Origin of the sequence: Acinetobacter sp. YH12205 (assembly GCF_013418125.1) — a bacterium.
Taxonomy (GTDB): domain Bacteria; phylum Pseudomonadota; class Gammaproteobacteria; order Pseudomonadales; family Moraxellaceae; genus Acinetobacter; species Acinetobacter towneri.
Window position 1 is genome coordinate 20,777 of sequence record NZ_VPCQ01000012.1, and the last position, 23,805, is coordinate 44,581.

19 protein-coding genes are annotated in these 23,805 nt (G+C 42.9%); 9 read left to right on the forward strand and 10 right to left on the reverse strand.

The annotated features are described in order from the left end of the window. Position 1: 1 nt before the first annotated feature. From FTU92_RS12500 to tviB, 4 genes are read right to left on the reverse strand one after another with little or no spacing between them, the layout of a single operon-like run. Entirely contained in the window at positions 2-1,087 is a 1,086-nt protein-coding gene (locus tag FTU92_RS12500; RefSeq protein WP_180096376.1) for a DegT/DnrJ/EryC1/StrS aminotransferase family protein, read from the reverse strand. Between the two features lie 2 nt (positions 1,088-1,089). After that, complete coding sequence (wbpD, locus tag FTU92_RS12505) at positions 1,090-1,671, reverse strand: UDP-2-acetamido-3-amino-2,3-dideoxy-D-glucuronate N-acetyltransferase (RefSeq protein ID WP_180096378.1); 582 nt, start codon at positions 1,669-1,671, stop codon at positions 1,090-1,092. Further along, positions 1,668-2,618, reverse strand: a complete 951-nt coding sequence (locus FTU92_RS12510) for a Gfo/Idh/MocA family protein (RefSeq protein ID WP_180096379.1) — start codon at positions 2,616-2,618, stop codon at positions 1,668-1,670. Before FTU92_RS12510 ends, wbpD begins: the two co-directional genes overlap by 4 nt. Before the next feature lie 30 nt (positions 2,619-2,648). Continuing rightward, entirely contained in the window at positions 2,649-3,947 is a 1,299-nt protein-coding gene (gene tviB, locus FTU92_RS12515) for a Vi polysaccharide biosynthesis UDP-N-acetylglucosamine C-6 dehydrogenase TviB (RefSeq protein ID WP_180096381.1), read from the reverse strand. Between the two features lie 315 nt (positions 3,948-4,262). Between tviB and FTU92_RS12520 the strand changes: the two genes are divergently transcribed. The 5 genes from FTU92_RS12520 to FTU92_RS12540 all read left to right on the forward strand — a co-directional run bounded on the left by FTU92_RS12520 (position 4,263) and on the right by FTU92_RS12540 (position 10,401). Then, the gene (locus FTU92_RS12520; RefSeq protein WP_180096383.1) at positions 4,263-5,366 is read left to right on the forward strand and encodes a polysaccharide biosynthesis/export family protein; all 1,104 of its coding nucleotides are present in this window, start codon (positions 4,263-4,265) and stop codon (positions 5,364-5,366) included. Continuing rightward, positions 5,366-5,794, forward strand: a complete 429-nt coding sequence (locus FTU92_RS12525) for a low molecular weight protein-tyrosine-phosphatase (RefSeq protein WP_180096385.1) — start codon at positions 5,366-5,368, stop codon at positions 5,792-5,794. The genes FTU92_RS12520 and FTU92_RS12525 overlap by 1 nt, the downstream gene beginning before the upstream one ends. 51 nt (positions 5,795-5,845) lie before the next feature. After that, complete coding sequence (locus tag FTU92_RS12530) at positions 5,846-8,038, forward strand: polysaccharide biosynthesis tyrosine autokinase (RefSeq protein WP_180096387.1); 2,193 nt, start codon at positions 5,846-5,848, stop codon at positions 8,036-8,038. Positions 8,039-8,392: 354 nt separating this feature from the next. Continuing rightward, entirely contained in the window at positions 8,393-8,767 is a 375-nt protein-coding gene (locus FTU92_RS12535) for an endonuclease domain-containing protein (protein ID WP_136143550.1), read from the forward strand. Between the two features lie 176 nt (positions 8,768-8,943). Further along, positions 8,944-10,401: a capsule assembly Wzi family protein gene (locus FTU92_RS12540; protein ID WP_180096388.1), complete on the forward strand. Its 1,458-nt coding sequence runs from the start codon at positions 8,944-8,946 to the stop codon at positions 10,399-10,401. 97 nt (positions 10,402-10,498) lie between these two features. On the opposite strand, the gene FTU92_RS12545 is transcribed toward FTU92_RS12540, so the two are convergent. Beyond that, positions 10,499-11,116 (reverse strand): START domain-containing protein, encoded by a 618-nt coding sequence (locus tag FTU92_RS12545; protein WP_373687296.1) that lies wholly within the window; start codon positions 11,114-11,116, stop codon positions 10,499-10,501. Positions 11,117-11,272: 156 nt separating this feature from the next. Next, the gene (gene dapB / locus FTU92_RS12550; protein WP_180096390.1) at positions 11,273-12,094 is read right to left on the reverse strand and encodes a 4-hydroxy-tetrahydrodipicolinate reductase; all 822 of its coding nucleotides are present in this window, start codon (positions 12,092-12,094) and stop codon (positions 11,273-11,275) included. A 283-nt stretch (positions 12,095-12,377) separates the two neighbouring features. Here dapB and FTU92_RS12555 point away from each other — a divergent pair, with 283 nt between their 5' ends. Continuing rightward, a complete protein-coding gene (locus FTU92_RS12555; protein ID WP_180096391.1) occupies positions 12,378-12,665 on the forward strand; it encodes a hypothetical protein in 288 nt (95 codons plus the stop codon). Between the two features lie 94 nt (positions 12,666-12,759). Here FTU92_RS12555 and dnaJ read toward each other — a convergent pair whose 3' ends face one another. From dnaJ to FTU92_RS12575, 4 genes are all read right to left on the reverse strand, one after another. Then, positions 12,760-13,875 carry a molecular chaperone DnaJ gene (gene dnaJ, locus FTU92_RS12560; protein ID WP_179990377.1) on the reverse strand — a complete coding sequence of 372 codons (1,116 nt, stop codon included), beginning with the start codon at positions 13,873-13,875 and terminating at the stop codon, positions 12,760-12,762. A 129-nt stretch (positions 13,876-14,004) separates the two neighbouring features. Further along, a complete protein-coding gene (locus tag FTU92_RS12565) occupies positions 14,005-14,382 on the reverse strand; it encodes a hypothetical protein (protein WP_167845637.1) in 378 nt (125 codons plus the stop codon). A gap of 135 nt (positions 14,383-14,517) precedes the next feature. After that, positions 14,518-17,652: an efflux RND transporter permease subunit gene (locus FTU92_RS12570; protein ID WP_180096392.1), complete on the reverse strand. Its 3,135-nt coding sequence runs from the start codon at positions 17,650-17,652 to the stop codon at positions 14,518-14,520. Between the two features lie 3 nt (positions 17,653-17,655). Further along, positions 17,656-18,795 carry an efflux RND transporter periplasmic adaptor subunit gene (locus FTU92_RS12575; protein WP_180096393.1) on the reverse strand — a complete coding sequence of 380 codons (1,140 nt, stop codon included), beginning with the start codon at positions 18,793-18,795 and terminating at the stop codon, positions 17,656-17,658. Positions 18,796-19,208: 413 nt separating this feature from the next. Here FTU92_RS12575 and FTU92_RS12580 point away from each other — a divergent pair, with 413 nt between their 5' ends. The 3 genes from FTU92_RS12580 (at position 19,209) to FTU92_RS12590 (ending at position 23,661) form a co-directional block, all read left to right on the forward strand. Continuing rightward, positions 19,209-19,823, forward strand: a complete 615-nt coding sequence (locus FTU92_RS12580; protein ID WP_019837343.1) for a TetR/AcrR family transcriptional regulator — start codon at positions 19,209-19,211, stop codon at positions 19,821-19,823. Positions 19,824-20,058: 235 nt separating this feature from the next. Beyond that, on the forward strand, positions 20,059-22,743 hold the full coding sequence (gene ppc, locus FTU92_RS12585) for a phosphoenolpyruvate carboxylase (protein ID WP_179994297.1): 2,685 nt from the start codon (positions 20,059-20,061) through the stop codon (positions 22,741-22,743). Between the two features lie 441 nt (positions 22,744-23,184). Continuing rightward, entirely contained in the window at positions 23,185-23,661 is a 477-nt protein-coding gene (locus tag FTU92_RS12590; RefSeq protein ID WP_180009311.1) for a hypothetical protein, read from the forward strand. Positions 23,662-23,805: the final 144 nt, after the last annotated feature.

Sequence of the window (23,805 nt, forward strand, 5' to 3'; positions counted from 1 at the left end):
CTTAGTTACTCAACAATGCTGTAACAATTTTTTCTTGTGATTCAACTGTCAAATAAGGATGCATCGGCAAACTCATTACACGTTCAGCAATTGCATCACCTACAGATAAAATAGCATTTTCATTGGCAACCGCAGGCTGCTTATTCAGTGGAATCGGGTAATGCACAGCAGTTGGAATCCCTTGAGCTTTCAATTTTTCCTGAACTTCACTCCGATTATCCACCTGAATCGTATATTGTGCCCACGCACTTTGGTTATGCGCTTCAATAAATGGAGTTGTTAAAATACCGGCTTCATTGAATAACTTTGTATAAGTTTCAGCTACACGCTGGCGTGCCTGCATTTCATCATCCAAAATTTCTAATTTTGGCAATAAAATAGCAGCTTGTAAGGTATCTAAACGACTGTTCACCCCCACACGAATGTGATGATAACGACGGTCTTGTCCATGACGGGCAATTTGACGGATCACTTTTGCCAGTTCTTCATCATTGGTAAAGATCGCTCCACCATCTCCATAACAACCTAAAGGCTTACTTGGGAAAAAGCTGGTACAAGCCACTGTACTCAAATTACAGCTTTTACGACCCTTATAGGTTGCACCAAAACTTTGTGCAGCATCCTCAATCACAGGAAGATTATATTTGGCTGCAATGGCATTAATGGCATCAAAGTCAGCACACTGACCATATAAGCTGACAGGAATAATGGCTTTAGTGCGTGGTGTAATAGCAGCTTCGAGTTTTTCTACATCCAGATTATATGTTTTAGGATTAACATCCACATAGACAGGCGTCGCACCCAATATTGCAACTGTCTCAGCAGTGGCAATATAGGTAAACCCAGGCGTAATCACTTCATCACCTGGACCAATCCCAAATGCCATTTGGGCAATTTGCAAGGCGTCGGTACCATTTGCACAGGTAATACAGTATTTTGCACCTACATAAGCAGCAAGTTTTTCTTCTAACTCTTTTACCTCAGGACCTAAAATGTATTGACCATGGGTTAATACATTTTGAATACCCGCTTCAATCTTATCTTTTAAACGAGCTTGCTGAGCTTTTAAATCAATAAATTCAATCATGTTTATGCCTGTTCTTTGATTACAGTGCTACCAGACAATCGGTATATCGCACCTGTATGTGAACACACAGATTCTGCATTACCGGTTAAAGGTAAATCTAACTGTTCACCGAACTCACTCATCCAACCAATTTGTTTTGCTGGAACACCTACCATCAATGCATACGCCGGTACGTCTTTATTAATTACTGCACCAGCACCGACAAACGAGTATTCACCAATCGTTACACCACAAACAATCGTACAGTTCGCACCTAATGTTGCACCCTTTTTAACCAAAGTATTGCGATATTGGTCTTTACGTTCAATTAAAGAGCGTGGGTTATACACATTGGTGAAAACCATGCTTGGTCCGCAAAATACACCTTCTTCCAAGGTCACGTTATCGTATACCGACACGTTATTTTGAACTTTACAATGGTCGCCAATAATGACTTTATTGCCAACGAATACGTTTTGTCCTAAAGATACGCCTTGACCGATTTTGGCACCGCCACATACGTGAACAAAATGCCAAACTCGCGAATCGCTTCCTATTTGCGCACCCTCATCAACAATCGCTGTTTCATGTTGATAAAAACTCATGCTGACTTCACCTTAGCAAGTAAAGGATGTGGATTTTCAGGATGTTCAACCACTGGTGTAACACGTATTACTTCTACAGTTTCAATTGCGGCACGATTTTCTTCAACACCATAACCCTTACCTTCTAAAATACGCTGGTAACTTTGGGTATGTAAGTCAGTGAAGCCGCCTGAAAATTCAAGCTCTTCGTTTTCAATGGTGATACTACGGTAAGTTAATTTCTCACCTTGAACTGCATTTTCTGGTAAATTTTTGGCATCAATCGACAAGAACCAACGTACACGCGCACGCTCATACTCTAAATAACCCGATGCTGTTTTTTCATCACGATAATGCACTTCATTTTTCACAATTTTGCCAAAAATAAAATGCAGCATGTCATAAAAGTGCACACCGATATTGGTTGCTACGCCACCCGATTTATTATCTACCCCTTTCCATGATTTTAAATACCACTTACCACGAGAGGTTAAATAAGTTAAATCCACATCGAAAATCTTACCTGCAGGTGCAGCCTGAACTTTATCGCGCAATGCAATAATTGAAGGGTGTAAACGCAACTGTAAAATCGAGTTTACTTTGGCACCATATTGTTTTTCATATTCAGACAAAAGGTTTAAATCTTCTGAATTCAACACCAGTGGTTTTTCACAAATCACATCTATGCCATTTTTTAAGGCATATTTCATATGAGGTGCATGTAAATAGTTGGGTGAGCAAATTGCAACATAATCCAGCTTTTCACCTTTAAGTTTTCGATCCTCTACATAGGCTTCAAATTCTTCAAATTCGGTAAAAAACTCAGCTTCAGGAAAATGACTGTCCATAATACCAACAGAATCGTTGACATCCATTGCTACAGCCAAAGTGTTGCCTGTTTCTTTAATTGCTTTTAAATGACGTGGTGCGATATAACCTGCTGCACCAATCAGGGCAAATTTTTTCATATTTTTACTACAATCTATTTTGGGTGAATCTTATAAACGGAATACGGTAAAACCTTGTGCTGTCATTTCATCACGGTTAAACAAGCTTTTTACATCGGTCAATACAGGTTGTTCGGCTTTAACATAGGCACGTAACTGTTCAGGACTCAAAGCACGAAACTCATGATGTCCCACAGCAACGACTAAACTGTCCACTGGGTGTTCAGCATCTACCTGAACTAAGTCAATTCCATATTCATGTTTGACTTCTTCGGCATCGGCCCAAGGGTCACACACTGCAACCTTAATGCCCCATTGATCGAACTCTTTAATTACATCTACAATTTTACTGTTACGAATATCTGGGCAGTTTTCTTTAAAAGTGATACCTAAAATACCAACAGTGGCTTTGGTTACATCAATATTATTTTTCACCATTTTTTTAATGGTGGCACGTGCCACATAACGCGCCATGTTGTCGTTAATACGACGGCCTGCCAAAATCACTTGTGGATGATAACCAACTTCTTCTGCTTTATGGGTTAAATAGTACGGATCAACCCCAATACAATGCCCTCCGACTAAGCCAGGACGGAAAGGCAAAAAGTTCCACTTACTGCCTGCAGCTTCCAGCACATCTAAAGTATCAATACCAATACGAGAGAAAATTACTGAAAGCTCATTCACCAAGGCAATATTTAAATCACGCTGAGTATTTTCAATAACTTTTGCTGCTTCCGCTACTTTAATACTCGATGCTTTATGTGTACCCGCAGTAATAATGCTGGCATAGACTTGATCTACAAGTGTGGCAATTTCTGGGGTACTACCACTGGTAATTTTTTTAATTTTAGTCAGGGTATTGACTTTATCGCCTGGGTTAATACGCTCTGGACTATAACCTGCAAAAAAATCCTGATTAAACTTTAAACCAGACACTTGTTCCAATACTGGAATACACACTTCCTCTGTAGCCCCTGGGTATACCGTAGACTCATACACCACGACATCACCACGATTTAACACTTTACCCAATGTTTCACTGGCTTTTCTTAAAGGAGTTAAATCAGGGCGGTTCACTTCATCTACAGGCGTTGGCACAGTTACAATGAAAAAATTACAGCTTTTTAAGTCATCTAAATTGGCCGAATAGGTCAATTGTATCGCTTGTTTTAGTTCCTCTGGAGATACTTCTAAAGTGTGATCTTGCCCACTTTGTAATTCTTGTATGCGTTTTTGATGAATATCAAAACCCACCACTGGCATTTTTTTCCCGAATTCAACTGCCAAGGGTAAACCAACATAGCCTAAACCAATAACGGCAATTTTTAGCTCAGAGAGTTGTAGCATTTTAGCGCCTATAAATTTATATCTGTATTATATGAAAAAGAGTCTTTCGGCAGGAATACTAGCAGAAATTTATGAAATTTCTATTATGATTTGTGCTCAAATTACTTAAAATAGATCACAGTGTATAGTTTTGGTGAATATTCACCTTTTTATTTAGAATAACGATCTAATTTTTACTTACTATCATTTTTTACTTGATGCTTCTGACAAATATGCAAATTGAATACAAATTGCTATGTACCTATTTTACAAGTTCGGTAAAATGACAGTAATTTACTCAAAACGATTTTAAAAAATTTAATAATGGAATCTCGCGTGCGACACTTTCAATTGGCTGTTTTATTGGCATGTGGCATTGCCACTACAGGATGCGCTGTCACTTCTGGTTTACAAACCTATGACCTACCTCGTGAAGGGGTTTATACCACCGACTTGGGCACAGCTGTCAATGTGATTAAACTCACGCAAGACTCAATGCTTGCGGTGCAGCCTGCAGTTCACAATATTCAACAAGACTATGCGCATTTATTTCATACACCACAGCGTCAATACACTTTAAGTTCAGGCGATATTCTCTCTATTTATTTATGGGCATATCCTGAAATTACACCACCGACCAATACCATTAGTAACGAAAAAGCCGTTGAGTCAAATGGTTATCAAATTGACTCACAGGGTTATATTCAGTTTCCTATTATCGGGCGTTATAAAGCTGCAGGTAAATCTTTAGCGCAAGTGAATCGTGAGTTGCGCGGTCAATTGGCACGTTATTTAAAAACCCCTGATGTGATTGTACGAGTCTTGTCTTACCAAGGGCAGCGATACTCGGTACAAGGCAATGTAATGAACGGTGGGCAGTTCTATTTAAGTGACCAGCCGACCAGTGTCTATACCGCTTTAGGTCTGGCGGGTGGTGTCAATGCCCAACAAGGTGACAATGCTTCTATGACTTTAGTCCGTCAGGGGCGTAGCTATCAACTCAATACCGTAGAGTTGGAAAAAGCAGGCTTGTCATTGCACAACTTACTCATTCAGCCGAATGACACCTTGTATGTCAACAACCGTGAAAACCAAAAAATTTATGTGATGGGTGAATCGGGTAAAAATCAATCGCTCCCTATGCGTGATCAAGGCATGAGCTTAAGCGATGTATTAGGTGAAAGCCTAGGCTTAAACCCACTGTCTGCCAGCCGCAGTAAAATTTATGTGGTGCGTAGCCAGCCCAATGCGGCACATACCGAGGTCTATCACATGGATTTAACCAGCATTGCCGACTTTGGCCTAGCCAATCAGTTTAAAATGCGCAGCAATGATATTGTCTATGTCGATGCTTCAGGCTTGGCACGCTGGCAACGTGTGGTTAACCAAATTATTCCATTCTCAAATGCTTTATATAACCTAGATCGTTTGGGGAACTAATGAAAATTAATCACATTTTGGTGGTGTGTATTGGTAATATTTGCCGTAGCCCCATGGCAGAATATTTTTTAAAGCAGCAATATCCACACTTACATATTGAATCTGCAGGTATTTCAGGCTTGGTGGGCCATGCAGCCGATGACAAAGCCCGTTTATGCATGCAACGTCATGGCATCGACATGAGTCCACACGTGGCAAAAAAACTTAATGCAGACTTAATTAAAAAAGCTGACCTGATTTTGGTGATGAGCCAAAATCAACAAAAGCATGTGGAACAAACTTGGCCATTTGCTAAAGGCAAAACTTTTAGATTGGGGCACTGGCAAAGTAAAAATGTTGCTGACCCATATCAGCACGATCAGGCCGTATTTGATGAAACCTGTCAGTTGATTCAAACCTACATTGCCGACTGGAAAAAATATATCTAGCTTCTTGATATTCTAGCTTTTTTAAAATTCTACTTTTTTGATATTTAAACTATGAGCCAAACCGCCAACACCGAAGATACCATTGATTTAAAGGAATTATTTTTTTCCTTAATCGCACAATGGAAAATGATTACCCTTTGCGTTCTATTCAGTATCGTCTGCGCTTTACTGTATTTAAGAACCACGCCAGACACCTATGCAGTAGATGCTTTGGTACAGGTCGAAGACAGCAAAGGGGCCTCTGCAGCGTTATTGGGTGATCTGTCCAATATGATTGAGCAGAAATCGCCTGCACAAGCTGAAATTGAAATTTTAAAATCACGTTTGGTGTTGGGCAGCGTGATTGATCATCTGAATTTAAATATTCGCGTTTCAGGTACAGAAGACAGTTTTTGGAATCGTTTAATTGCCAAGCATGAATATGACAGTGAATATTCATCTCAGTCAGTGCTATTTAAAGACAATCAAAAAAGTTTTGATATTCGCCAGTTCGATATCCCGCAATATTTTCAAGATAAAAACTTAATTTTAAAATTTGCACAAGGCAAATACAGCCTAACCGATGCAGCAACCGAACAGGTGGTTTTTTCTGCACCTTTAAACCAAGTCAGTCAATTACAGTCTGAATTTGGGCTGTGGAAAGTCGCAATTTTTAGTCAAGACAGCTTTAACGCTGCCTATAACATCCGAAAGCAAAGCCTGCCTGCTGCGATGAAAAGCTTAACTGGCAACTATTCAGTAGCAGAAAAAGGTAAGTTAACAGGCGTGTTGGGGCTGAATTACCAAGGGTCAGACAAACAACACATTACCCAAGTACTGAATGCCATTTTAGCAGCGTATAGCCAACAAAATATTGAGCGTCGTAGTGCAGAAACAGCACAGACCTTAAAGTTTTTGGAAGACCAACTCCCAGAACTGAAACAACAATTAGATGTGGCAGAACGTGAATTTAACCGTTTCCGCCAACAATTTAATACAGTCGATGTGACCAAAGAATCTGAGTTATATTTAACCCAAAGTATTACTTTGGAAACCCAAAAAGCGCAGTTAGAGCAACAAGTGGCTGAAGCTGCTGCCAAGTACACCAACGAACACCCTGTGATGCAGCAAATGAATGCGCAACTGGGGGCAATTAACAAACGCATTGCAGAGTTAGACGGCACGCTCAAACGCTTGCCAGAATTACAACGCCAATATTTACAACTGTTCCGTGAAGTAGAAGTCAAACAACAGCTGTATACAGGCTTGCTTAACTCTTACCAACAACTGCGGATTGCTAAAGCAGGTGAAATTGGTAATGTGCGTATTGTCGATACTGCGGTAGAGCCGATTGAGCCAATTAAACCAAAGAAATTACAAATTCTGATTTTGTCGGTTTTCTTGGGTGGTTTTCTGGGCACATTGTTGGCCTTACTGCGTAACATGTTGCGCTCAGGTATTAAAGACTCGAATCAGATTGAAAATGAACTGGATTTACCTGTTTATGCCACTGTGCCACGTTCACCTGTGCAAGAAAGCCGTATTAAAATTCTGAAAAAGAAAAAGCATATTCCTATTCTTGCGGTGAAACACAGTGATGATATTGCGATTGAAAGCCTGCGCAGCATGCGTACTGCCATTCACTTTGCCTTAAGCAGTGCCAAAAATAATATCATTATGATTTCTGGCCCTGCGCCAGAGTTGGGTAAATCGTTTATTTCAACTAACCTAGCCACCATTTTGGCGCAAAGTGATAAGCGCGTATTATTGATTGACGCCGATTTACGTCGTGGCTATATGCACAAATACTTTAATTACGACCCTAAGCCTGGCTTAACCGAATACCTGAATGGTCAGCAAGAGTTAGGCAGTATTGTACGCAGTACTGAAGTTGAAAACTTAAGCATCATCAGCCGTGGTAAAAGCCCATCTAACCCTTCAGAGCTATTAAGTACACAAAAATTTGCAGACATGCTCACGCACTTGTCGAGTCAGTTTGACCATATTCTGATTGATACCCCACCAGTTCTTGCGGTCACCGATGGGATTATTATTTCACAATATGCGGGTGTGAATTTGGTGGTGGCACGTTATGCCAAGACTCAAATGAAAGAGCTTGAACTGACTGTCAACCGCTTTGAACAAGCTGGCGTGAAAGTCAACGGCTTTATTTTGAATGATATTCAACGTGAAGCGGGTGGCTATGGTTATGGCTATGGTTATAACTATGCTTATGCCTATAAAGCCAATAAGGATGAGGATTGATTTATTCAATCTACCCTTTTTGCTGGTGCTAGGCTTTCCCCTTAGTCAAAGGTGAGCTATATATAGCAAAAGCCACCAACGTTAAAATCCCTCCTAACCTCCCTTTCTTACGCAAGAGTTTAAAGCTGTGCTTAAACTCTTGCTCAGGGAGGAACTCTATTACAAAGTTCCACTTGTGCTTCTCCCCCTTTGTCAAAGATGAGCTATATGCTCGTGCTAACCTCCCCCTTTATCAAAGGTGAGCCATATATGGCGCAAGGAGGGGGATTAAAAAAATCTAAAAAGATGAGCTATGTATGTCGCAAGAAAGCTAATTAAAAATAAACCACTTTTAAAAACAAAGAATAAAAAACCATGCAACCCTATAACAAAAATTTAAAATATAACGCACGACAGTTAAGAAACAATATGACCGAAGCAGAACAAAAACTCTGGTTACGACTGCGTCAAAAACAACTCTTGGGCTTACAGTTTTACCGGCAAAAGCCTATTCTGAATTTTATTGTAGATTTTTACTGTCCTGCGGCAAGTTTAATTATTGAATGCGATGGCAGCCAACATTTGAACGAAAAAGGCTTAAAGTATGATTTATTACGTGATCAGGCTTTAACACAGTTAAATTTAACGGTGTTAAGATTTAACAATTTACAAATTTTGCATGAACTCGATGCAGTCGTCCAAACGATTGAAAATGTGATTTTAAGTCAACACGCTGATAATCCCTCCTAGCCTCCCTTTAAAAAGGGTGGGAGCATTTATTACAAAGCCCTTACTAGTGCTAGCCTCCACCGTTTACAGAAGAACTTTCTTCTGAAATTTACAACAATACTCAACAATTCACATTGCAAAAATCCACTCAAAAACCTATCTTGGTTACAGTTTATAAACGCTGAGAATATATAAGAATGTTTCCACCCAAAGCGCTGTTGGCGACACTGGCATTAAGCTCATCCTTAACCTTTGCCCAAGGCATTGTCTTAAATGACCAAAACTTACGTACCGATTTAAACTGGCTAAATCAGCAAGGCGTCATTCAAATTAGTACGTCAACTTGGCCTATGAGTGGTGATGAAATTCAACGTGCACTTTCTCAAGCCAATGTCAGCAACAACAATCAACAAAAAGTCATAGATGCAGTGGTGGCACATTTAAATGCCAATAACCAACTACTCAAAGCCTCGCTTTTTGCAGAAACAGATCAAAAGAATATTCCACAGGCCTTTGGCGACCAACAAAAAGCACAATATCAAGCAGGTTTGGAACTCAATGCAGGCAATCAAAACTGGGATGCTAAAATTAGGGTCAATGCAGAAAAAGACCCACAAATTGATAACGGTCAAGATGTCAATGTTGAAGGTTCCTATATTGCAGCCAAGCTTTGGAATCAATGGCTCATTGCTGGGCAAATTCCAACCTACTGGGGGCCTGCACATGACGGCAGTTTAATTCGTGGCGATGCTAGCCGCCCAGTTTACGGCGTAACCATGCAGCGTGCCGAACAACAAGCCTTCAGCAACAAATGGTTGTCATGGATTGGCCCATGGCAATATCAGGCCTTTGCAAGTCAGTTGCATGATTATGATGCTGTACCCGATGCCAAATTGATTGGTTTACGTGTCACTGCACAACCGCTGCCTTATTTGGAATTGGGTGCTTCACGTGCCTTTCAATGGGGGGGTGAAGATCGTCCAGAAAGCTTGAACTCACTTTGGGATGCTTTTGTTGGTAATAAAGACAACGGCGGCACAGGCGAACCCGACCCATCTAACCAAATTGCAGGCTTTGATGCGCGTTTGAACCTACAACCCTTAGTACAAGTTCCAATGGGAATCTATGCACAATTTGCAGGTGAAGACGAAGCAGGTGGCTTACCTGCTAAAAAAATGTATCTGGCTGGCTTAGACTATTCATCAAGCTATCAAGATATGCCGTTCCAACTCTATACCGAATGGGCAGATACCCGTACTAACGGTAAAGCATTAGGCATCACTTATAACCATACCAATTATACTGACGGTTTCTATCAGCATGGCTATCCTTTAGCACATGCTATGGGTGGTGATGGACAAATGATTTCAGTCGGTGGTGATATTCGTTTTGATCGTATGAACCGCGTGAATGCACGTATGCTGTTTGCCAAATTTGATCAGGCGGCTAATCGACGAGCGAGAGGCGAAACCAATAAAGCTTTCCCAGAAAAAGATCATTTAAAAGCTTTGGATTTGACTTGGACACACTATTTACGTCCAGATATTCCACTTAAACTGAATGGCTGGATTAGCGATTCAGATGTCCATGGCAATGATGGTGGTGCATCGATTGGCATTGAATTTCCTTTAGAAAAAGGGCTGTTTTCTTATTAAGTCTATAAGCTAGACCGAAAATACATCATGGATGAGATCGACACCGATTTCATCCATTTTATTTTGCATCATGCTCTAAAGCCCACACAGGCTAAACTTAACGTAAAATTTCAGGCAATCCCTTATAATTACGGTTTTTACCCAATTCAATTTTCATCTTTTGCAGCATTTGATACGGTTGTTGCTGCACAAACATATTCACAAAGCTTAAAGGAATGGCACCTTCAGGGTTGGCATAGCCATAGGTACTGACCTTTACTTTCTGATTGCCCAATTTCTGAAAGGTCCAGTCGCCTTCGTAATCTTGAATACGCACATAATCTGGGTTCAAGGGATAGCCCCCCTCAATGGCTTTATTTTGAATACTGATAATACCTTGTGCATCTTTACTCATTTTACCTTTGACCACTAAATCACGATCTTTTAGCGGAAAAGGAAAATCCAGCACCATATACAGCAAGAACTCACCTTTTTGGTCATCACGTGACAAAACTTTGACACTGCCCACATAAGGCACCCATTTCACGGCATGATCGACATCTAAAATTAAAGCCGCTGCTTTTTCTAAAGGCACATTAAAGGTAGTTTCTGCCTTGTATAAAAATACAGGACTAGACTGCTGTTGATAGGTCCAGACTTTAATATTGTTTTTATGAATACTGAGTTTGGCATGTTCAAGGCTTTGCGCATGCGTGATACAGCTACAGGCGATCATGCCAAGAATTGGCAGAATTTTTTTCATTATCTTGTGCATCTTATTTTAGTTTTATGTGGGGTCTGATGCGTTATCATCCATGACATCAGACCCTAGTTTTAACTGCAGATCACGATTTGTTCAAGCAGTTTTTATTATTTTATCATCAGAGGCGATTTAAACTTGAATATCGTTAAAGCCTAGTACATCTTTCATGTCGTATTTACGGGCTTCACGTCCCACCACCCACGCTGCAGCACGCACGGCACCTGCAGCAAAGTTCATGCGGTTGGTGGCTTTGTGGGTAATTTCCACACGCTCGCCATCGGCAATAAACATCGCAGTATGTTCACCCACAATGTCGCCACCACGAATGGTTTGGAAACCAATACTTTTACGCTCACGTGGCCCTGTGTGTCCTTCGCGGCAGTAAACAGCGTCTTGTTTTAAATCACGACCTAAGGTTGCTGCAATGGCCTCGCCCATCATCAATGCCGTGCCTGATGGTGCATCGACTTTATGACGATGATGCGCTTCAATCACTTCAATATCCACACTATCACCAAAGACTTTGGCTGCCAATTCCAGCAGTTTAATAGATACGTTTACCCCTACTGAATAGTTGGCGGCATATACCACAGGCGTCTGTTGAGCCGATTCTTCTAAGAGTGCTTTTTGTTCATCATTCATGCCTGTGGTGCCAATCACAATCGCCACGCCTGCTTCACGACAAAGCTTTAAGTGCTGTGCAGTAGCAACTGGTGCGGTAAAGTCGATTACGACATCACAGTCAGCTAATACTTGTTCTAGGCTACCCACGACTTTCACACCGAGTGTACCCACACCTGCCAGCTCTCCCGCATCTGCCCCCAAGAGACTGCTTTCTGGGCGTTCGACTGCAGCTGCCAATTGGTAGCCTACTTCTTGAACGGCTTGAATTAAGATGCGTCCCATGCGGCCGCCTGCGCCTAATACACCAATGCGTGGAGTTGCTGACATAGCATATTCCTAAAATAGATTCTAAATTGTGCTTACTATATCAAAACTCGCTGCCTAGACTAAGTTTGTCAGCCAAGTTTCTGGGTTTATTTTTATCGGAAAGCAACTGTGACTGGGCTGCTGATGATCACTTTAAATATCTCAGGCAAACTTTTATCAAAGCGGTGCTAAAAATTTATCTCAAAATACTCATTTTTTATTTTTATTTCACAAATTTGCAAACTTGTATGCGCAGACTAGCCTGCACGCATGAGAACAATTGTAAAAATGAAAGGGGATTTACATGCATACAAAGAAAATGGTCGCAGCATTACTGCTCAGCATGACCGCAGGACACGTTTTGGCAGAACCAGCAATTCAAGCAGGCGATACACTAGAAAGCCTGTCTAAAGTCCGTATTAGCGTGACGCTACAAGAACCTCTTGCTGTTGAAGTCGATGCACCTGAACTAGAAGAAACAGCACCAACGGAAAATGTGGTTGTTGCAACCGTTCAACCACAAACTGTCGTTAAAACAGCAACGACTGAAATGGTGGATGTTTTAGAGATTGATGTACCTGAAGTCGAATAAGCGTACAGCAGATACAACAAAGGCGATCTTCAAGATCGCCTTTATTTTTGAGTTTAGATAAGGTCGTGCTTTGACATACCTAACCTAGGTTTCCTTAATCAAACAAACGATCAAAGAAAGACTTTTTCTTTGGTGATGACTGACTGCCCTCACCTTCCATCGTCGTCTGCAACTCTTTTAACAATTCACGCTGACGTGCAGTTAAATTCACAGGTGTTTCCACCACAATACGGCAGAGTAAATCGCCCTGCATACTGCTACGCACAGGTTTTACCCCTTTACCACGCAAACGGAATAATTTACCCGTCTGTGTTCCCTCAGGCACTTTCAGACTCACGCGACCATCTAGAGTAGGAATTTCAATTTCCTTACCTAAAGCAGCATCGGCAATGCTAACAGGCACATCCATATACAGATCAGCACCATCACGCTGGAAGATTTCATGCTCGCGCACCACTACTTCTACGTATAAATCTCCCGATTGACCATCACGAATGGCTTCACCTTTACCTGTTAAGCGTACGCGGTCGCCATTGTCCACGCCAGCAGGAATGGTCACCTCAAGGGTTTGCTGACGATCTGACACACCCGAACCATGACATTTTTTACATGGGTTCTTGATGATTTTGCCCTGACCACGACAGGTACTACAGGTTTGCTGTACCGAGAAGAAACCTTGCTGCATGCGTACTTGACCCGCACCATGACAGGTTGGACAGGTTTCAACATCATTTGGATTTTCCGAGCCTTTACCATCACAAGCTTCACATGGCGCAGGTGCTGTAAAGGTGATGGTTTTCTTAACGCCTTTGACTGCTTCTTCAAGCGTCAATTCCATCACATAGCGTAAGTCTGAACCACGGCGTTGACGTTGCTGGCCACGCCCCCCCCCACCAAAGGCTCCACCGAAAATATCTCCAAACTGGCTGAAAATATCTTCCGCACTGAAACCACCGAAGCCGCCAGCACCACCGCCCATACCACCTTCAAAGGCTTGATGGCCCATACGGTCGTACATGCTGCGTTTTTCGCTGTCTGACAGAACTTCATACGCTTCTGAAGCTTCTTTAAACTTCTCTTCAGCTTCAGGATTGTCCGGGTTACGGTCTGGATGATATTTCATCGCCAACTTACGGTAGGCTTTTTTAATTTCATCATCACTAGCGGTTTTAGAGACGCCCAAAACCTCATAATAATCACGTTTAGCCATGTCTGGCGATGCTCCTCACGGAATTCTATTTAAAACTTAACTGAAGTCTGAAATTGGGGTCAAACTGAGTTTTACAAGGGAAAGCTGTTAAAAATTTTAGCTGAAGTGCTTTAGATGAAGTTCAAGCCATTAGAACACAGCTTTATTTTTCAAAAATTTGGATAGCCCTTTAATCCAAGCATTGATTAAAAATAAGAAGGCAATCACGGCAAAGACCACACCTGCTACGGTGCAGGCTTTGACCCATAAAAAGGCATCCCAAGGAAAGAAGGCCAATGGAATAAACCACAATGCAGCAAACAATGCCAATACACTGTAAATCACCACATTACGCATGATCCATAAAGCCTGTGCCTGTAACCAGACTTCAGTGCTATCGACCACAATCACTTTTCGTGCATACCAATACGCCAATGCACCACTCACCACAGTAAATAAAGCAAAAAACATAAACACGTAAGAGATCGCAACGGAACGGCGAAACTTTAACAAGTTATCTTGCTTCATAATGTGATTTAACCCCATCTGTGCCATGCTTTATTTTTTAATCTGGCGCATGCTGTAACGTATGCAAAGGCTGAAAAATATAAGGTGCTACTATATTGAAATTTTCCAAGTTTCGCACCCGTTATTATGTCACTTTTACAGATTATGTGGATTTTTTTTCACTTTAAACCACTGTGCATATAATGCAGGTAAAAAGAACAGGGTTAATAGGGTCGCGACAATTAATCCGCCCATAATCGCCACAGCCATCGGGCCAAAGAAAATACTGCGAGAAAGTGGAATCATGGCCAATACTGCCGCCAAAGCGGTCAGTACAATTGGACGACAACGGCGCACCGTAGCGTTAATAATCGCGTCCCACTGCGATTCCCCAGCCCGAATATCCTGCTCAATCTGATCAATTAAAATCAAGGAATTGCGCATGATCATGCCAGATAAGGCAATCGTGCCAAGCATCGCCACAAAACCAAAGGGTTTGTTAAACAGCAACAGGAACAATACCACACCAATAATGCCAAGCGGCGCAGTCAAAAATACAATGAACGCACGAGACATGCTACGCAGCTGAATCATTAACAAGGTCATCACCACTGCAAGGAAAAATGGCATGCCTGCATTGACTGACTTTTGCCCACGTGCCGATTCTTCAACCGTGCCACCCACTTCAATTAAATAGCCACTTGGCAACTTTTCACGCAGGGCCGCCATCGGTTCAGACAGTTCTGCCACCACTGTTGCAGGTTGCAAATTGCTACGAATATCACCACGTACGGTAATGGTCGGCAAGCGGTTACGATGCCAAATTAAGCCTTCTTCAAAACGGTATTCAATTTGTGCAATTTGCGCCAACGGCACCGATGTTCCACGTGAAGTCGGTATAGCCAAACTGCTTAAAGATGCGACATCTAGGCGCTCGGTTTGATCACCACGTAAACGGATTTCAATCAGTTCACGTTTTTCACGATACTGGTTAATAGCCGCGCCACTGATAGAGCTATTAAGGAAGTTAGCTAAATCCAGACTCGACACCCCCATTTGACGGGCACGGTCTTGATCAATCTGCAATTGAATGACTTTGCTCGGCTCACCCCAATCTAAATGCACATTGGTACTGTTTGGATTGGCACTGATGGTGGCTGCGACTTGCTGTGCCCATTGTCGCACTTGTGCCAAGTCTTCTCCTGACACGCGGAATTGCAATGGATAACCCACTGGTGGGCCATTTTCCAATAATGACACGCGAGTACGCACCTCTGGCAATAACAAGCGAATTTGTTCAGATAAATTACGGCGAATTTCATTGCGGTCTTCTAAAGACGATGCCAATACCACAAATTGGGCAAAACTGGCCTGCGGTAATTGCTGATCTAAAGGCAAATAGAAACGCGGCGAACCTGTGCCAACATAGGCTACATAATTGTCGATGCCTTGTTGTTGCGCCAAGAACTTTTCAACTTTTTTAACGGCTGCTTCTGTGGCTGTTAAAGACGCACCTTCTTCAAGTTTTAAATCGACTAAAATTTCTGCCCGATTGGAAGGTGGGAAAAATTGCTGTGGTACCAATTTAAACATCGCAATTGACAGTACAAATATGCCAACTGTGATTGCAATGACGGTTTTTCGATAGCGCACACAAGTATTAACCCATCCACGAAACACTTGATAAAAGCGGGTTTGATATGGGTCGTGTAATTCACCTGCGTGCTGTAGCACAGGCTGCGGTTCAGCTTGTTTGCGTACACGCGCCCAAAGACGTTGATACCACGGCGCTCGCTGTGCATGGCGCTGAAAATCTGGCAATAATTTATCGCCCAGATAGGGTACAAACAGCACGGCAGCAAACCATGACACCACCAAAGCAATAGTCACCACTTGGAAAATTGAACGGGTATATTCCCCTGTACTTGAGGCTGCCGTGGCAATGGGTAAAAAACCTGCTGCGGTAATCAATGTCCCAGTCAGCATAGGGAAAGCAGTCGTTCGCCACGCATGACCTGCGGCTTGCAAGCGGCTATAGCCCTGCTCCATCTTAATTGCCATCATTTCAATGGCGATAATGGCGTCATCCACCAACAATCCGAGGGCTAAAATAAGCGCACCGAGTGAAATTTTGTGCAGCCCGACATCAAACAAATGCATACCTGCAAAAGTCATCGCCAAAACCAGTGGAATAGAAAATGCCACCACCAAGCCAGTACGAAAACCCAATGAAAAGAAGCTGACCAAAAGCACGATAATCACCGCCTCAGCCAAGACTTTCATAAATTCATTGACGCTGTGTTTTACCGCAACAGGCTGATCAGAAACTTTTTGCAGTTGCATGCCCAAAGGCAAGGTCTTTTGCAAACGGGCAAATTCTGTTTCCAGATTTTCACCCAAAGCCAGAATATCACCGCCTTTACGCATCGACACCGCAATGCCAATGCCGTTTTCGCCCATAAAGCGCATACGTGGTTGGGCAGGTTCGCTAAACCCGCGATAGACTTCGGCAACATCGCCCAGTTGAATGGTGGTGCCATTTACCAACAGCGGCATTTGTTTCAGCTCATCAACACTGTGCAACGCACCGCTGACACGTACCTGAATACGGTCTGAATGGGTTTCAAAAAAACCTGCGCTTGCCATGCTGTTTTGTTGTTGTAAGGCTTGCTGAATCGCGGTAACAGGAATACCGAGTTGCGCGGCTTTGGTGTTAGATAACTCAATCCATATTTTTTGATCTTGTAAACCCACCAAATTAACTTTGGCTACATCTTTGACCCGCTGTAATTGTAGCTGCAAACGGTCGGCATATTCTTTGAGGGTGGCGTAGTCATAGTCTGCGCCTGTCAGCACATAAATATTGCCAAAAGTGTCGCCAAACTCATCATTAAAAAATGGGCCTTGTACCCCTTGTGGCAGTTCATGGCGAATGTCATTGACCTTTTTACGCACCTTGTACCAAACATCTGGAATTTGGCTGGAGCGCATAGAATCTTTGGCAATAAAAGTCACCATGGACTCGCCCGGACGCGAATAGGCCATGATGCGTTCATAATCGCCCGTGCTCATCAATTCTTTTTCAATACGGTCAGTGACTTGTAAGGAAACCTCTTTGGCACTCGCTCCTGGCCAATAGGTTTGAATCACCATCACTTTAAAGGTAAACGGCGGATCTTCACTTTGTGCCAGTTTAGAGTAAGAAAAAATACCAACAATGCCCAACAACAGCATCAAGTAGACCACTAAACCCTTATTTTTTAATGCCCATTCGGATAAGTTAAAATTCATATTTTAACGCTCCGTCTGTGTGGCCGCAGGAGCTGCCTGAGCTGTTGCATTGACTGCCTGTACAGATTGATTGTCACGGTTAATTGGGCGGATTTTTTGACGATCACGCAGTAAATGTACGCCTCCCATCACCACATAATCTTGCGGCTGTAAGCCACTCAGTACAGGTACGCTGTCACGTCCATAAGCGCCCAATGTAACAGGAACTTGGCGCACAGTTGAGTCGGGCTGTAAGACCAAAACAAAGGCTTGTTGCCCTGTTGCCGACACACTAGATAAAGGCACATATAAGCCCTGATTGGCTTGGCGGGTCAAAAATACTCGCGCACTTTGCCCCAATTGAATCTGTGCATTGCCTTCGCGTAAAGCCACTTTGACTTTAAAAGTACGCGACTGATCTGCCGCAGGGGAAATTTCTCGAACCGTACCTGCAAAACGGGTATCGGGTTGTGACCATAAGCTTACCGTTGCCTCTTGCCCGACCCGAATTTCACTCACCGCTTGTTCAGGCACGCCAATCACGACTTCACGCTCCCCATCAATCGCCAATTGATAAGCGACCTGCCCTGCCGCTAAAACCTGCCCAACTTCAATATTGCGTTCAGTAATCACACCATTTTTTGTGGCACGTAACTGGTTATAGTCGGTTTGATTACTGCTAACCGCATAATTGGACTGCGCCTGTTTCAACTGCGCCATGGCATGTTGATACTGGTTTTTGACTGCATCATATTGCGAGCGGCTGACTGCATTCATGGGTAATAATTGCTGAAAACGCTGTAACTCATCGCTAGCAACTTTTGCAGCAGATTGCGCACTTTCCAGTTGCGCACGCGCGGCATTGAGCTGCAATGCGGCATCTTGCACATCCAGTTTTGCTAAGACTTGCCCAACTTTGACCTGATCTCCCACATCGGCAAAACGCTGTGTAACTTGCCCTGCAACCCGAAATGCCAAAGCCGTTTGCTGACGTGCTTGCACCTCGCCTGCATAGCTTTTTTGCTCAAGATGTAAACTGCTGGGCTGGGTCACCATCACCAAAGGGACTTCCTGTTCAACCTCGGTTTTTTGCTTACTGCATCCAATTAGGGTGATACAGCACAGCAGCATCAGGCTGGCAATGAGATTCTGAGTCGTGTTCATCAGGTTTGCTCTTATTTAAACGTTTTTTTTAGGGCAGAATACGGTAGGGTTTGCTGACACTTCGTCTATGTTTGCGACAGCGCATATTTTTAGCTGATATAAGGCATGAGGCAGGAAACTTAGTCATTCTAAGTAACTGACTCATAACGTAATAGCAGTAAAAAATATGCTTGTTCCAAAGGACTGTGGCTAAAACTTTCTCAGATTGCGTTATGAAACTTGGTAATAGTCTCGCTATTCCCTGCGTTTCATGCCTGATCTGCTCAGTTTTAGCCTACAGCGCAAGCCATTTATGAAGTGCGTGCAAACCCCTATATTAAATTGATTATTTTTTAATTAATATACCACTGGGTACATTAATTAAAACTGAAGCGTCATTTTCCAGTTGTACTGATGCAAATTAGGATGAGCGTGTGCAGATTCATGTCGGACGACCAAAAGATTTAGAAAAACGCCAACGCATTTTAATGTCGGCAAAACACTTGTTTTTAAAGTTGGGCTTTCATGGTTCTAGTATGAATCAGATTGCACGTGAAGCAGGCGTGACCAAATTAACGGTATATAACCACTTTCAAGACAAAGCCACGTTATTTTCCTGTGCCATTGAAGAAACCTGTGAAAGTCTGCTCAAAGCACAACCTTTGGACTTGACTGCACATAGCAATTTTAAGCAGGCCTTATACCAAGCCTGTAAACTGTCCTTGAACTTGGTCAATATGCCTGAAGCGATTAAATTAGAACATTTGCTGATGGAACTGGCCTCGGAGCAAAATCCGTTGGCATTGCAGTTTTACAATGCCTCACATGCCAAACTTCGCGCGATGTGGGAAAGCTTCTTTCGCCAAGCAGTAGAATTGCAGTTTATTCAGGCCGATGAACCAAAAACGCAAACTGAATTGATCGTTTCCTTACTGCATGGTTTACGTCACCATGAAGTTTTACTCGGTGTACGTGCCGTGCCCGATGCTGCACAATCTCAAAAGATTATTGAAGATGCGATTGGTATTTTTATGCTGCGTTATGGCTGAGCAAGCTAATTTTGCAGCCTCATCATGCGAAATCTAACTCTCACCTTACACATATACGAATGATCAACTGACTCATATCTCCGTCCTGTATTTCTCTCCTAAATACTGCCACTTGGCACTATAACTTCAGATGCGCAAAATCCATGCAACTTTTGTAGATAGCCCGCTTGGATTGTATCTAAATCGGGGTATAGTCTTAACAGAGTAGAAAAACACAGAACATGGAGAACAACGAATGATTCAACAAATTGATGCTCCTCTACGCGATGACGTACGCTTACTTGGCAACTTATTGGGTGAAACCCTCAAGTTACACGCAGGACAAGATTTGTTTAATCAGGTCGAACAAATTCGTGCTTTATCTAAAGGCGCGCGCGATGGACAAGCCGAAGCTGAAAAACAACTCGAACAACTGTTTTTAAGTCTGGAAGATGACGAAATCTTACCGCTCACCCGTGCCTTTACCCACTTTTTGAATTTTGCCAACATCGCTGAGCAATATCATGTGGTGCGGAGCCGTCGCCAAAGCGAATTTGATGAAAATGGCGTTTCTCCAAACCCGCTAGATCACTTATTTATCAAGTTTAAAGACAACCAAATTTCTGCAGAAACACTCTTTCAACAAGTCTGCGAGCTAAAAATTGAGTTGGTTTTAACTGCGCATCCGACTGAAGTCAGCCGTCGTACCCTCATTCAAAAATATGACGATATTAATGACTGCTTGTTTAAAATGGATCAGCAAAAACTGACACCACGTGAACGTCAGGCAGTTTTGGCAGATTTAAAACAGCTGATCAGCTCGGCTTGGCAAACCGATGAAATTCGCCAACATCGCCCAACCCCTGTCGATGAAGCCAAATGGGGCTTTACCACCATCGAACAAACCTTGTGGAATGCGGTGCCTAAATTCATGCGTGAGTTAGACAGCATTGTGCAGGAACATTGTGGGCAAAGCCTGCCGCTGAGTGTTGCGCCTGTGCGTTTCGCCTCTTGGATGGGCGGTGACCGCGATGGTAACCCGAATGTCACTCATAAAGTTACTCAAGAAGTGCTGTGGCTGTCACGCTGGAAAGCAGCAGAACTGTATTTACGTGATATTGAAAACCTGCGTTGGGAACTTTCCATTCAGCAATGCAGCCCAGAATTGGCAGATGCTTTGGGACATTTCCATGCCGAGCCGTACCGTGAATATTTACGCGACACCCGCGAACGCCTAAAAGCCACCCGCGACTGGTTAGCAGCGAAACTGCAAGGCAAAGATGCAGATGACAGTTTGGTCATCAAAAGCAAAGACGAACTGTTACAGCCTTTATTGCTGTGTTATCGCTCGCTGACGGCTTGCCAATTATCAGACATTGCGAACGGCAAATTGTTGGATTTAATTCATCGTGTGAATTGTTTCGGCATTGAATTACTAAAACTGGATATTCGCCAAGAATCGGGACGTCATCGTCAAGCCATTTCTGCCATTACCGAATATTTAGGTTTGGGCAATTTTGAAACTTGGACTGAACAAGCGCGTCAGAACTTCTTGCTTCAAGAGCTACAAAGTAAACGTCCGTTATTGCCAAAATTCATGCAGGAACCTGCACAAAGCCTGATTCAACATCCCGATGTGCAAGAAGTATTTGCCACCATGCGCACTCTGGCTGCACAGCCGCAGGAAAGTTTGGGGGCTTATATTATTTCCATGGCGGAATATCCAAGTGATGTGTTGGCGGTATTATTGTTGCAAAAAGAAGCAGGCATTCAGCATCCTTTACGTGTGGTGCCACTGTTTGAAACCCTGAAAGACTTGGATGGGGCTGCTCAGACCATGAATACCCTATTTAATATGCATTGGTACAAGCAGCATATTCAGGGCAAACATGAGGTGATGATTGGCTACTCAGACTCCGCCAAAGATGCAGGTTTCATGTCTGCCAACTGGGCACAGTACCGCGCGCAGGAAGAACTGACTGCGGTAGCGCAGCAACATGCTGTGCAGCTGACTTTATTCCATGGTCGTGGTGGTTCCATCAGCCGTGGCGGTGCGCCAACGCAACAAGCATTGTTCTCACAACCTCCAGGGTCTATTTCAGGTGCAATTCGCGTCACCGAACAAGGTGAAATGATTCGCTTTAAATTTGGGCTTGAAGGGGTTGCCTTACAAAATCTGGAAGTCTATACCGCTGCAACCTTAGAAGCGACGCTGATGCCACCACCTGTGCCGAAAGCAGAATGGCGCGAGCTGATGGATAACATGACCGAACTTTCGGTGCAGGTCTATCGTCAAACCGTGCGTGAAAATCCGCATTTTGTGAAATATTTACGCACTGTCACGCCAGAGCTGGAATTGCAAATGTTGCCACTCGGTTCACGTCCCGCGAAACGTAAAGTGAGCGGTGGAATTGAATCCTTACGTGCCATTCCATGGGTATTTGCATGGACACAAATCCGTTTGATGCTGCCTGCTTGGTTAGGGACAGGCGCAGCAATTAACCAAACGCTCGATCAGGGACAAAAAGCCACTTTGGATGAAATGCTCAGCGATTGGCCGTATTTCCAGACTTTGATTGATATGCTGGAAATGGTGTTGTCTAAAGCCGACAGCAATATTGCCCTGTACTACGAATCTAACCTGACCGATGACGAAGACTTAAAACAACTGGGTGAGCAACTCCGTCAACGTCTGCGTGATGCTGTGACGACTTTACTGACCCTTAAAGGTGAATCGCAATTGCTCAGCAGCAATGATGTGCTAGATCAATCGATGCGGGTGCGTAAACCTTATTTATTGCCACTGCATTTGCTACAGGCAGAATTGATGAAACGTCGTCGTTTGTATTTGGCAGAACAGCATGCCGAACATACCCCTGTCGATCATGCCCTCATGGTGAGTATTGCAGGGATTGCAGCAGGCTTACGCAATACAGGTTAAGACCTAACGAATAGCACAACAAGCAGAGTCATGCTCTGCTTGTGGCTCATTCACTCACTTAAACATGATTTGGGACGGATGACTACATATTAGGCTAAGTAGAAAAAATCATAAAAAAACATGATAACTGGCATTTTTTATGATTTCTGTCTCAACTTATTTGAATTATGCTTAGATTAGACAATAAATAAGAGTTTGGACTTGCCTATGCCAGAAAGCTCTACAATGACGACTTTATTAAAGCTAAAAATTTTTTATTTTTTCAAGGGTATAAAAATCTCCTCAGTTTAAATAACATCCAAAAATCACGTGTCGTCAGTGGCTTGGTTTTTTTCTTTCATTTACTCTTTTTAGTGGTACTTTGGCTCAGTCAAAGCCAACCCCTGTTTACCCCATACATGCTGCCATGGGTATTGGGTTGTTTAATATTGTATTTGCTGATTGCCTTGGTCTTTATATGTCATCAGCTATCGTATTCCTGAAAATCAGACCACACTCTATTATTTTCCAATTCTGTGTTTAGGCTTTTATAGCAGCTCACTCATGAGTATTGGCTATTTTCTGGGTCAAATGACGGTACTCACAGGCGTATTTACCATTGGCTCCATTTTTACAGGCTTATTGTTGTTTAAACGCAGCATTATCTTTTGGGGCACCATTCCCTGCTTGGTGGTATTTTACGGTGGTTCTTTGCTGACCTTGCGCAATATTATCCCCTATGCGCCCGTTTTTCAGCCCTATACGTTTACCAGTGCGGAATTCCAAAATTTCATGCTCATCAATAACTTGATTGGCAGCACCATCATTGGTGTTCTGTTGGCCATTTTATTTAATACTTTTTTGGGACGCTGGATGATTCGTGAAGAACATCAGCAGCAACTAATTCTGCTTGATCCACTCACCCAAACTGTTCCTTAAAATGTATTCAAACATAGTCAAGGACTAATTCGCACTCTGTTAATGTCTTGTTGCCAAGCGTGTAACTAGAGCCTGAGTCGGTCAGTTCCGACTTGTAGCGGTCAGTCCGTTCTTGCAATATACGCTTTACAGTTTTGTAAGGCG